Origin of the sequence: Streptomyces sp. NPDC059373 (genome assembly GCF_042751495.1) — a bacterium.
Taxonomy (GTDB): domain Bacteria; phylum Actinomycetota; class Actinomycetes; order Streptomycetales; family Streptomycetaceae; genus Actinacidiphila.
Window position 1 is genome coordinate 1 of the sequence record NZ_JBHYXC010000082.1, and the last position, 10,764, is coordinate 10,764.

Annotated in this window: 10 protein-coding genes; 7 read left to right on the top strand and 3 right to left on the bottom strand. The window is 69.1% G+C overall.

Annotated features, from left to right (window positions below; translation table 11 throughout):
• Positions 1 to 131: 131 nt before the first annotated feature.
• The gene (locus ACFXJ5_RS40665) at positions 132 to 590 is read right to left on the bottom strand and encodes a transglycosylase SLT domain-containing protein (RefSeq protein ID WP_384643414.1); all 459 of its coding nucleotides are present in this window, start codon (positions 588 to 590) and stop codon (positions 132 to 134) included.
• Positions 591 to 1,143: 553 nt separating this feature from the next.
• Between ACFXJ5_RS40665 and ACFXJ5_RS40670 the strand changes: the two genes are divergently transcribed.
• Together ACFXJ5_RS40670 and ACFXJ5_RS40675 are read left to right on the top strand one after the other, a co-directional pair.
• Entirely contained in the window at positions 1,144 to 3,003 is a 1,860-nt protein-coding gene (locus tag ACFXJ5_RS40670; protein WP_384643416.1) for a M1 family aminopeptidase, read from the top strand.
• A 431-nt stretch (positions 3,004 to 3,434) separates the two neighbouring features.
• A complete protein-coding gene (locus tag ACFXJ5_RS40675; protein WP_384643419.1) occupies positions 3,435 to 3,740 on the top strand; it encodes a muconolactone Delta-isomerase family protein in 306 nt (101 codons plus the stop codon).
• A gap of 26 nt (positions 3,741 to 3,766) precedes the next feature.
• Here the strand turns inward: ACFXJ5_RS40675 and ACFXJ5_RS40680 are convergent, their stop codons facing one another.
• On the bottom strand, positions 3,767 to 4,726 hold the full coding sequence (locus ACFXJ5_RS40680; protein ID WP_384643422.1) for an SDR family NAD(P)-dependent oxidoreductase: 960 nt from the start codon (positions 4,724 to 4,726) through the stop codon (positions 3,767 to 3,769).
• A 160-nt stretch (positions 4,727 to 4,886) separates the two neighbouring features.
• On the opposite strand from ACFXJ5_RS40680, the gene ACFXJ5_RS40685 reads away from it, so the two are divergent.
• From ACFXJ5_RS40685 to ACFXJ5_RS40695, 3 genes are all read left to right on the top strand, one after another.
• Positions 4,887 to 5,492 carry a TetR/AcrR family transcriptional regulator gene (locus ACFXJ5_RS40685; RefSeq protein WP_384643425.1) on the top strand — a complete coding sequence of 202 codons (606 nt, stop codon included), beginning with the start codon at positions 4,887 to 4,889 and terminating at the stop codon, positions 5,490 to 5,492.
• A 190-nt stretch (positions 5,493 to 5,682) separates the two neighbouring features.
• Positions 5,683 to 6,708, top strand: a complete 1,026-nt coding sequence (locus tag ACFXJ5_RS40690) for an alcohol dehydrogenase (protein ID WP_384643428.1) — start codon at positions 5,683 to 5,685, stop codon at positions 6,706 to 6,708.
• Positions 6,709 to 6,893: 185 nt separating this feature from the next.
• The gene (locus tag ACFXJ5_RS40695; RefSeq protein ID WP_384643431.1) at positions 6,894 to 7,919 is read left to right on the top strand and encodes a 6-phosphofructokinase; all 1,026 of its coding nucleotides are present in this window, start codon (positions 6,894 to 6,896) and stop codon (positions 7,917 to 7,919) included.
• Between the two features lie 74 nt (positions 7,920 to 7,993).
• On the opposite strand, the gene ACFXJ5_RS40700 is transcribed toward ACFXJ5_RS40695, so the two are convergent.
• Positions 7,994 to 8,959 (bottom strand): universal stress protein, encoded by a 966-nt coding sequence (locus tag ACFXJ5_RS40700; RefSeq protein WP_384643434.1) that lies wholly within the window; start codon positions 8,957 to 8,959, stop codon positions 7,994 to 7,996.
• A 424-nt stretch (positions 8,960 to 9,383) separates the two neighbouring features.
• On the opposite strand from ACFXJ5_RS40700, the gene ACFXJ5_RS40705 reads away from it, so the two are divergent.
• On the top strand, positions 9,384 to 9,944 hold the full coding sequence (locus ACFXJ5_RS40705; protein WP_384643437.1) for an HPP family protein: 561 nt from the start codon (positions 9,384 to 9,386) through the stop codon (positions 9,942 to 9,944).
• A 248-nt stretch (positions 9,945 to 10,192) separates the two neighbouring features.
• A complete protein-coding gene (locus ACFXJ5_RS40710) occupies positions 10,193 to 10,729 on the top strand; it encodes a DinB family protein (protein ID WP_384643440.1) in 537 nt (178 codons plus the stop codon).
• Positions 10,730 to 10,764: the final 35 nt, after the last annotated feature.

A 10,764-nucleotide genomic window follows, 5' to 3' on the forward strand; every position in this document is an offset into this window, starting at 1 on the left:
CGCGTCGTCGTATTCTCGGCACCCCCCGTATCGGCGGGCGCTCCCCAAGCCGTCGCGCCCGGCCCTTTCCGTTCCCCGCACTCCCGGCGGCCCTGGCGCACGGGGACGCGGTCACGTACGGAACGCGCGGGTCAGTATGCCGAGTTCACGTTGTCGATCGAACCGTAGTGCTTGGCCGCGTAGTTGCAGGCGGCGGTGATGTTCGCGACCGGGTCGTAGATGTTCCAGGACGTTCCCGACACGTGGTAGGCCCTGAAGGTCGGGTCGATCACCTGCAGCAGCCCCTTGGAGGGGGTGCCGATCGCGGCGTTGGAGTCCCACAGGTTGATCGCGCGCGGGTTGCCCGACGACTCACGCATCACATTGCGGTAGATCCCGGAGTAGCTGCCCGGGATGCCGTGGGAGTGCATGACCGACAGCGACCGGTTGATCCAGCCGCTCAGGTTGCCCTGGGAGGAGGTGGCGGCGGATGCGGCCGGAGCGGCAGCCAGCGTACTGGCGGCCACCGCGGCGCCGACCGCCGCGACACCCACGGAGTACTTGGCGCCCTTGGCCATTCGACCGAGCTTCGATATCGCGGAGAACTTCATTCGAGGATCGTCTCTTCCATCGGGGAAACCCGAGGAAGTCCGCCGGGCCAGCGAGAGTGTTACGGATCCGGAAATCTTTGGTCAACAGGCGACTTCTACTACCTAAATTCGTACACATCCGGAATAGCTGCTTCGTCAGTGCTGCAATAACAAGTCATAGAACGTCCGATTTGCTACTACCGGACCTCGTAGTGACGCACGTCATATGGCGGAGGTCACTGCGGCGGGGGTGTTTGGGCGATTCACGGAGTGCGCGCCCACACCAAAAGACAAAACGGGCAAACAGTCATATTTATCGCCATTTAATGGATCTGCCGCCGGGTCCCGATAGCCCTGCCTCCGCGCCCTGATGACATGCTCCGGTCACATCTGCAAGGCTTCCGGCAACCGTCGCCCTGACCCCAGGGGGACGCAGCGAAGATCTCGCTCCATCGATCGCGCAGTCGATAAGCGCAGCCGATACGCGCAGCCCGCGGCCGCCCTCCGGCGCACCCAAGCCGACCAGGCGGCCACCGAGCAGGCCGGAACCCCGGCCGCCTCAAAGGAGTTTCGTGTGAGACCAACCCCCCACAACGCCCTCGCCGCGAGCGCACTGGCCGTCGCCGCGTTGGCCGCTGTCTCGCTCCCCAACACCGCGGCGGCAGCCGCGCCGCCCGCGGCCCCGCTGGCCGCCGCCTGCACCCCTGCCCAGGTGGTCGCCAACGGTGGCTTCGAAAGCGGGACTTCGCCCTGGAGCCAGTCGTCGACCAGCGTGATCACCAATCGCGCCGGTCAGACCGCTCACGGCGGCACCAATTTCGCCTGGCTGGACGGTGTCGGCAGTACGCGCACCGACACTCTCTCGCAGAGCGTCACGATCCCGTCCGGGTGCAGCAGCGCCACCCTCACCTTCTGGCTGCACATCGACACCGCCGAGACGACCTCGTCCACCGCCTACGACAAGCTGACGGCAAAGATCGGCAGTACGACACTGGCGACGTACTCGAACCTCAACAAGGCCACCGGCTATGTGCAGAAGTCCTTCGACGTGTCGGCCTTCGCGGGCCAGACCGTGAACGTCGCCTTCACCGGCACCGAGGACTCCAGCCTCCAGACGAGCTTCGTCGTCGACGACGTGGCCCTCAACACCTCAGGTGACACGACCCCGCCGGCCGACGCCACCCGTACTCCGGCCGCCCCCTCGTACACCGTCAGCCTGAGCAGCAACACGAGCGGCACCGTCTGGACCGGCCACGAGAGCGCGGCCTTCACCAACGCGTCCTCCACCGCGCTCAGTGAGGTCTATCTGAGGCTGTGGGACAACTACCACGGCACCTGCTCGGCCATGCCGATCACGGTCAGCAACGTCACCGGTGGCACCGCGGGCGCCCTCTCGGTCGGCTGCACGGCCCTCAAGATCGACCTGCCGACGCCACTGACGCAGGGGCAGACCGCCACGATCGGCTTCGACCTGGGCATCACCGTTCCCAGCGGCGCCGACCGGTTCGGCTACGACGGAGCCTTCGGCATGATCGGCAACGCCCTGCCCGTACTCGCGGTCAAGGACGGGGCGGGCTGGCACCTCGACCCGTACACCAACAACGGCGAGTCGTTCTACTCACTGGCCGCCGACTTCAAGGTGACCCTCGACCACCCGAGCACACTGCTGGTGCCGGCCACCGGCGCCTCGGTCGACACCCCCGGCTCCAGCGGACGCACGATCACCACCGCCACCGCCGCCAAGGTCCGTGACTTCGCCTGGGCGGCCGGCCCGTTCAGCAAGATCTCCGGCACCTCGACCGCCGGCACCCCCGTGAACGTCTACTCCGTCTCAGGCATCAGTACAGCCGACGCGCAGTCGATGCTCACCACCGCGAAGTCCGCCGTGGACGCCCACGCCTCGCGGTTCGGCGCCTACCCGTACGGCGAGTTGGACGCGGTGATCGACAACAACTTCTGGTTCGGCGGCATGGAGTACCCGGGGTTCGTCCTCGACCTGGTCAGCACCACGGCGCTCACCCACGAGATCGGCCACCAGTGGTGGTACGGGATTGTCGGCGACGACGAGTACAACAGCCCTTGGCTGGACGAGGCGTTCACCGACTACGCCACCGATCTGGCGCTGAACAAGACCGGCACGGGCTGCTGGAGCAGCGTCTCGTGGGCCTCGACAGCGGAGAAGATCACCAACTCGATGGCCTACTGGGACGCCCACTCGTCCCGGTACTCCACCGTCGTCTACGGCTACGGCAAGTGCGCCCTGCACGATCTGCGGCGCGTCCTCGGTGACAGCGTCATGGCCAAGCTGCTGAAGGACTACGCCACTTCGCACTGGTACGGCGTCTCGACCACGTCCGAGTTCAAGGCAGCCGCCCAGGCCGCCACGAGCACAGACCTGACCTCGTTCTGGACCCAGCACCGCATCGACGGCTGACACGTCACCGGTTCGCCGCGGTTGGCGCCCTGTGGCGTCACCCGCGGCGGACCCGCGACGAATGCCGGCCTCCTCGGTCAGTGTTCATGCGGCCCATCGACACCACCACCCGGTTGTGACAACACTCGGCATACCCGGGCGCCCCAACCACCGTCCCCATCCCTCAGCCCCACCCCCGGAAACGCCGTGTCCACGCGCGCTGCGCCCCGGCCACAGCTACCCGGTGCTGGTGCCGGTGTCAGGACAAGGGCGACAGCAGATGATCTTGCGCATAGGTGCTGTGGTCACGGTGCCGGAGCCGGGGTGGATACAGCTGCCTGTCTCGGCGTCGATCGGGCCGAGATACGCGGCACGTTCCGCGTGATCGGCGTCGAGGTGGGGCCGGCGTTAGTGTTTCGGTGTCGGGCATGACGTGATGAGGAGAGCCATCCATGGAGTTCCTGGTCGACATGGTGACCACCGTTCCGGAGGGCACGACCGAGGAGGCCCTGGCGGACATCCGTACCCGGGAGGGCGCGCGGTCGCGGGAACTGGCCGCTCAGGGAAGCCTGCTGCGGCTGTGGCGTCCGCCGCTCGCCCCCGGTGAATGGCGCACCTGGGGGCTTTTCAGCGCCGACGACGCGGAGCAGTTGGAGCAGGTCCTCGCATCGATGCCGTTGCGGGTGTGGCGGCACGACACGGTGACGCCGCTGTCCCCACACCCGAGCGACCCCGGCCTCGAGGCTGTTCCCGGGTGACTGGTGGCGGGTGGCGGGTGGCGCCGTCAGGCGGGCGTTGCGGCTGCCGTGAGCATGTCGAGGGAGGTCTGCCACAGGCGGGCCGCGTGCTGGGGGTCCAGGGCGTGGGCGGCCACTCCGCGGCGTACACCGGGCTGGTGCGGGCCGGCCTCGTTGCAGTCTTCGAAGTACCGGCCGGTTACGCCCTCGACCAGCGGGGAGGCGGCGAGCAGCACCGAGGTCGCGGCACCCTGCTCGATGTTCTTCCATGACACGTCGGTGCTGGTGGCGTCGAACGAGGCCGGGCTGCTGGAGATGTCCCCGATGTGGCGGCCGAGCCGGGTGCCGGTGATGCGGCCGGGGTTGAGGGCGTTGACGGCGATCAGGTCGGACGCCCAGCGTCGGCCCGCCTCGACGGCGAACAGGACGTTGGCGGTCTTGGACTGGCTGTAGGCCGCCCACGGGTCGTAGGGGTGCTGCTCAAAGTTGAGGTCGTCGAAGAGCACGTCGCCGTTGACGTGGCCGACCGAGCTCACGGCGACCACGCGTGCGGCGCGGGCTGCTGCCATGGCGCTGTGCAGGCCGGTGGCGAGGGCGAAGTGGCCGAGGTGGTTGGTGGCGAACTGCATCTCCCAGCCCTCCTTCGTCCGCTCCAGCGGCGAGGCCATCACGCCGGCGTTGAGGACCAGGACGTGCAGGGGCCCCTGCCAGGCCGCCACAAAGGCGCGCACCGAGGTCTGGTCGGCGAGGTCGAGCATCGCGGCGCGCACCGTTCCCGGGCCGTTCGCCGGGGCGATCTCCTCAGCGACCTGTGCGCCCGCGGCCAGGTCGCGGACGCCGATGGTGACCTCGGCGCCGGCAGCGGCCAGGACGCGCGCGGTTTCGCGTCCGATGCCGGAGGCTCCCCCGGTGACGATGGCGCGCCTGCCACTGAGGTCGACGCCGGCCAGCACCTCGGCTGCGGTCGTCTGCGCCCCGAACGGGGTGGTGATGAGGTTGTCGGTCATGACGCTCTCCATGGAGGCGGTGGATTTGGGCGGCGAGTGTGCGGCTGGTGGCGCGGAGGCCGGGGCCGTCGTACGCTCATATCCGGAACTGGTTCCGGTTCGAGTTCGACAGTAAGCGGAACTGGTTCCGCTTGCAAGCGTGACAGGAAGGGAGTCGGGATTGACCGGCAACGAGGGGGACGCGGCGCGGGACCGCAAGCCGCTGCGCGCCGACGCGCAACGCAACGAGGATCGGCTACTGAAGGCCGCAGCCGCCGCCTTCGCCCGCGAGGGAGCGGGCGCCTCGGTCAAGGACATCGCCCGCGAGGCCGGCGTCGGCGTCGGCACGCTCTACCGCCGGTTCCCGTCCAAGGAACTGCTGATCGAGGCGATCTACAGACACGAAGTGCAGCGCCTGTGCGAGGTGGCACCGCACCTCGCGGCCACGCTGCGGCCAGTGGACGCACTGCGGACATGGATGGAACGGTTCATCGACTTCATGGCCGCCAAGCACGGTATGGCCGACGCGCTGCGCACGGTGCTGACCGACGACAGCGAGCGGCTCCAGACCCGGACCCTGCTCACCGAGGCCATCGACCACCTGCTCACGTCCAGGGAGGGCCAGTCAGTGGCGCGGCCGGGGGTCAATGCCCAGGACGTGCTGATGGCCCTCGGCGGGATCAGTCTCATGGCCGCCAGCGAGGAGCAGCGCGACCTGGCCACCAGACTCATCGACCTGCTCCTGCACGGCGTCGTGACGACACGAAGGCGTTCCGCCGTCGCATGAAGCGGTTGTAGACCGTCTGCCAGGCACCGAACCGCTCAGGCGCAAGCAGGCGGGCGGAGCCCGTGACTCGGAAGCCCCGGAAGGTTCTTGTTTCCCCGCGGCCAAAGGCCCAGGCCGGCGCGCGCGACAGGGCCGGAAATGTTGTGATGGTTCTGGAGGCCGTTCCTTTCGATGCCCGGGAGAGGTCCAGATGAGCACCTATCGAGCTGCGCAGGTAGCCGCCGCCGGCGGGCCGTTCGAGATCGTCGAGCGTGAGGAACGCAAGCCAGGTCCCGGCCACGTACGGATTGCCGTGGACGCTTGCGGGATCTGCCACAGCGACGTCGGATTCGTCGACGCCGTGTTCCCGGGTGTCCGGTTTCCGCTGGTGCCGGGGCATGAGATCGCCGGGCGCATCGACGAGCTCGGCGAGGGAGCGCAAACTTACGGTTGGCAGGTGGGCGACCGGGTGGGAGTGGGCTGGTTCGGCGGTAGTTGTGGCCATTGCACGCCCTGCCGCCAGGGCGACTTCATCGTGTGCGTGAATCTGAAGGTCCCCGGATGGGCGTACGACGGCGGTTTCGCGGAGACGGTGATCGCCCCGGTGGACGCCCTGGCCCGGATCCCCGACGCGCTCTCGGCGACGGATGCGGGGCCCCTGGGCTGTGCGGGGGTCACGACGTACAACGGGCTGCGGCGCAGCTCGGCCCGTCCGGGTGACCTGGTCGCCGTACTCGGCATCGGCGGCCTCGGGCATCTGGCGGTGAAGTACGCGGCCGCGATGGGCTTCGAGACCGTGGCCATCGCCCGCGGAGCCGACAAGGCGGACTTCGCCAAGCACCTCGGCGCGCACCACTACATCGACAGCACGGCGGGCACCTCGGTCGCAGAGGCGCTGCAGTCCCTCGGCGGCGCCAAGGTGGTCCTGGCCACGGCCGCCAACTCCGAAGCCATCACGGCGACCGTCGACGGGCTGTCCCCCCGCGGCGAACTGGTGGTCATCGGTGCGACCCCCGAGCCGCTGGGAATCAGCCCGCTCCAGCTGCTCCTGCAGGGCAGGATCGTGCGCGGCCATCCGTCCGGCACCGCACAGGACGTGCAGGAGACCATGGCGTTCAGCGCCCAGCACGGGATCCGCCCGATGACCGAGATCATGCCGCTGGACGGGGCCGATGAGGCGTACCGGAAGATGCTCTCCGGCGCCGCACGCTTCCGCATGGTGCTGACCGCCCGGTGACCCTCATCGGTCGGAACGCTTCTTCACTCCTTTGGCCTACAGCGCTCGGCTGTGCGCGCACATCCGGCTGAGTGGGCACTGCCGATCGGATGGGTGGAGGCTGGAGGCAGGGCGACCTCGGTCCCCGGGCCTCCAGCGGAGCCTCTGCGGCGGCGGCCGTGCGGGCGGGCAGGAAGGAGAAGCCCATGAGGGTAGGTGTGCTGACCGGCGGAGGCGACTGCCCCGGGCTCAATGCCGTGATCCGCAGCGTGGTGCGCAAGGGCGTCCAGGAGTACGGGTTCGACTTCATCGGCTTGCGCGACGGCTGGCTCGGCGCGATCGAGGACAGGGTCGTCCCGCTGGACATCCCTGCCGTACGCGGAATCCTGCCACGGGGAGGGACCATCCTGGGCTCCTCCCGTACCAACCCGTTCAAGAAGGAGGACGGGGAGGGCCGGGTGCGGAACACGCTCACCGCGCACGGCATCGACGCGCTCATCGCGATCGGCGGTGAGGACACGCTCGGCGTCGCCAGTGAGCTGAGCCGCCGGGGGATCAATGTGGTGGGCGTGCCGAAGACCATCGACAACGACGTGTCCGGGACCGACTACACCTTCGGCTTCGACACCGCCGTCGGCATCGCCACCGAGGCGATCGACAGGCTGCACACCACCGCCGAGTCGCACATGCGGGCCCTGGTGGTCGAGGTCATGGGGCGGCATTCCGGGTGGATCGCCCTGCACGCCGGCGTCGCGGGGGGCGCCAACGCGATCCTCATTCCGGAGCGGCCGTTCGACATCGAGCAGGTCTGCGGCTGGGTCGAGAGCCGATTCAAGATCAACTACGCTCCGATCGTCGTCGTGGCGGAGGGGGCGGTGCCCAAGGAAGGCCAGATGGTCCTCAAGGACCGGACGGTCGACGAGTTCGGGCACGTACGGCTGTCCGGCATCGGCGAATGGGTGGCACGGGAGATCACCGACCGCACCGGGGAGGACGCCCGCACCACGGTCCTGGGCCATGTCCAACGAGGCGGCACACCCAGCGCGTGGGACCGGTGGCTCGCGACGCGATTCGGCCTGCACGCGGTCGACGCGGTCAAGGACGGGGCCTTCGGCATGATGGTGGCCCTGCGCGGCACGGACATCGTCCGCATCCCCCTCGCCGATGCGACGGCCAAGGCCAAGACGGTCGATCCCTCGCTCTACGACGAGTTCGAGGTCTTCTTCGGCTGACGGTCTGAGACGGTCTGAGAGGCTGACGGTCTCAGACGGGCTGACGGGCCAGGTCCCCAACCGCCCGGTCACGCTCAGCCGGCGTGCGGCACGATCGCCACCGGACAACGGGCGTGATGCAGCACCGCGTGGGCGACCGGCCCCAGCCGTCCCTCCGGCGCCCGTGGCTCCGTGCGCCGCCCGATGACCAGCAGGTCCGCACCCGAGGACGCCGTCACCAGCGCCATCGCCGGATGGAGCAGCCGGACATCCGGCTGCACCGTGACCTCGGGGTATTTCTGCCGCCACTCCCGCAGGGCGTCGGACAGCAGCAGGACCTCCTGGTCCTCCCAGGTGGCGCGGTCCTCCTCGGTGACCTCCAGCATCAACGGGGAAACGGAGGCAGCGGGAAGGGTCCACGCGTGCACCACCCGCAGGAGGGCGTCGTGCGCGTGGGCGGCAGCGAAGGCGAAGTCCGCCGTCTCGTCCACCGGTTCGTGCGCGTCGAGACCCGCCACCACGCGCACCGAGCCACCCGCCGCTTGGGCCTCCGCCTCGTCACCGGCATCGGCCGGTGACTCCGGGACCACCACCACGGGACAGGTGGCGGCCGCCGCGGCGCGCAGCGCCACCGAGCCCACCGCCAGGCCGTCGAAGCCGCCCGTCCCCCGGCCTCCGACGACCAGCAGCCCGGCGTCCGCCGCAGCCGACAACAGGGTCTGGTCCGGACGTCCGGACACCTGCTCGCCTCGTACGACGAGGTCCGAGTAGCGCTCGCTGAGGTCGGCGGCCGCCTGCCGCAGCAATTCTTCGCCGATCTGCTGCCACACCTCCGCGGCGGTCACCGGCATGACCAGGCCGGGCGGCGACGGTGTGGCGTGCACGAGCCGCAGCGGAGCCCGGCGAAGCACCGCTTCCCGGGCAGCCCAATCGGCCGCTGCGAGGCTGCGTGCCGAGCCGTCGATGCCTGCTACCACCGGCAGACTCATCGCGCCCTCCTTCGCCTCGCCGGATTCCGCGAACGCACCGCACACCCAGAGCCGGTATTTCCACTGTTCCACGGTCGGCCCCATCCGGCCGCCCCTGCCGCGCCGGGAGGCCCCGGTGGCCCGGCGAGCCGTTGGCTCCTGCGCCGGTCGACGCGCCCGGCTTGGCGGGGAATGGTGGTTACCCCTGACCTTGGCGCAAGCGGCTCGATAGGCGGCCTCGATCGAGCGATAAGGAGGCGGGCTTGGACAGGCGGTGGTGCGCGAGGTCAGGATTCTGGGCGTGATCCCCGTCTTCACGGACGACGAGCCGCCGTGGGCCGGAAGCGGGGACGGTTCCGAGGAGTTCCCGTGCTGCTTCCGTACGCCCCACAGGTGTGCGCCCCGCCCGACGGCCCCCAGGTCACGCCTCCTTCCCGCCCGACGCGGACGCGCGCCGCAAGGCGGCCGGGCCGCATCGCGGCTGTCGGCCTCCCGTCCGGACAAGAATTTCGCATTCATGACATATGACGCGCCCGAGATAACGGAAGCGGAAGTCGTAGACGTCCCGGACCGCCCGACGAAGCGGCCTCCGATCCGCTCATGGAAACCCGACGAGCCGCGGCCGCCCCGGCGCACGGTCGCGTCGGCAGCCGTCACCACGTCGGTCGGACTGGCCGTACTGGTGGCCGTAGGGCAGCTCACGCACCAAACGGTGCTGGTACCGCCGCTCGCCGCCACGACGGCGATCGTCACCGCGACTCCCCACTCTCCTCTCGCGCAGCCCCGCCATGTCATCGGCAGCCACATGCTGTCCTGCCTCGTCGGCTTCGCGGTACTCGCCCTCGGCTGGCACGGCCCCTGGGCCGCCGCCTTGGCCTGCGGCATCGCCTGCGGACTCGTGCTCGTGCTCAAGTCCGCCCATCCGCCGGCCATGGCGACCACCGCCATGATCATGCTCACCGACCCGCCTGCCAACCGCTTCGTGCCCCTGCTGGCGGCCGGCACGGTGCTGCTCATCGTCGTGCAGATGGTCTCCGCCCGCCTGCAGCGGGAGGTCTACCCCACCACTTGGTGGTGAGCTGGCACGGTTGTGAACCGGCGTCGCGGAGACGACCGGCAAGTGTCTCTGCGATCGCCTACCGTGTCGGCGAAGGATGACCGTTGTCATCGTAAGTTGGTGATCGACAGGTTCGTGTCACCAAAGTCTCAGTGCCTGGCGTTCGGGCGGCGAGGGTGGCAGTGGAGCGTAGCCCGGTCCCCCGGTCTCTGCCACGCCATGTCGCTTACCAACTCCTCCGGCCTGATGACGAGTAAGGAGCCTCCAGCGTGGGCGAGATTGTGGTCGAGAAAGTCGTTCGGCCCGAGCGCAGGGTGTCGGGTCCATGGTTGGAGGTGATCGTTTCGAACCTCGACTACCACCGAGCGACCTTCCTGTGGAAGTGCGAAGGTCTCTCTGACGCACAATTGCGTCAACGACCCGTCCGGTCCTCGGCCTTGACCCTCCTGGGGCTCATGCGTCATTTGCAGGGAGTCGAGCGTGCCTGGTTCCAGCGGACGCTGGCGGGCACCTCGCCCAATTTCTTCCCTTACAGGACCTACGTCACTGCTGACGGTGACGAGTGGTATGACGAGTCGGATCCGACGCCGGCCAAGGACGTCTATGAGGACTATCTGAAGGCGTGCGAGGAGTCGCGGCAGGTGTTCGCGAAGGTGACCGACGACCTCGCGCGCATCGTGCCGAACCAGGAGTTCGGCGACACCGACGTGCGATTCATCCTCGAGCACGTGATCGAGGAGTACGCCCGCCACGTCGGCCACGCGGATCTCCTCCGCGAAGCCATCGACGGCACCACCGGCGAGTAGGGCACCGTCCGGCGGAGGGCCAGCCGGGCCCTCCG

Coding starts and splice junctions, on each gene's coding strand:
- ACFXJ5_RS40665 (WP_384643414.1), bottom strand. CDS start 590: ATGAAGTTCTCCGCGATATCGAAGCTCGGTCGAATGGCCAAGGGCGCC.
- ACFXJ5_RS40680 (WP_384643422.1), bottom strand. CDS start 4,726: ATGACCGACAACCTCATCACCACCCCGTTCGGGGCGCAGACGACCGCA.
- ACFXJ5_RS40690 (WP_384643428.1), top strand. CDS start 5,683: ATGAGCACCTATCGAGCTGCGCAGGTAGCCGCCGCCGGCGGGCCGTTC.
- ACFXJ5_RS40705 (WP_384643437.1), top strand. CDS start 9,384: ATGACATATGACGCGCCCGAGATAACGGAAGCGGAAGTCGTAGACGTC.
- ACFXJ5_RS40695 (WP_384643431.1), top strand. CDS start 6,894: ATGAGGGTAGGTGTGCTGACCGGCGGAGGCGACTGCCCCGGGCTCAAT.
- ACFXJ5_RS40675 (WP_384643419.1), top strand. CDS start 3,435: ATGGAGTTCCTGGTCGACATGGTGACCACCGTTCCGGAGGGCACGACC.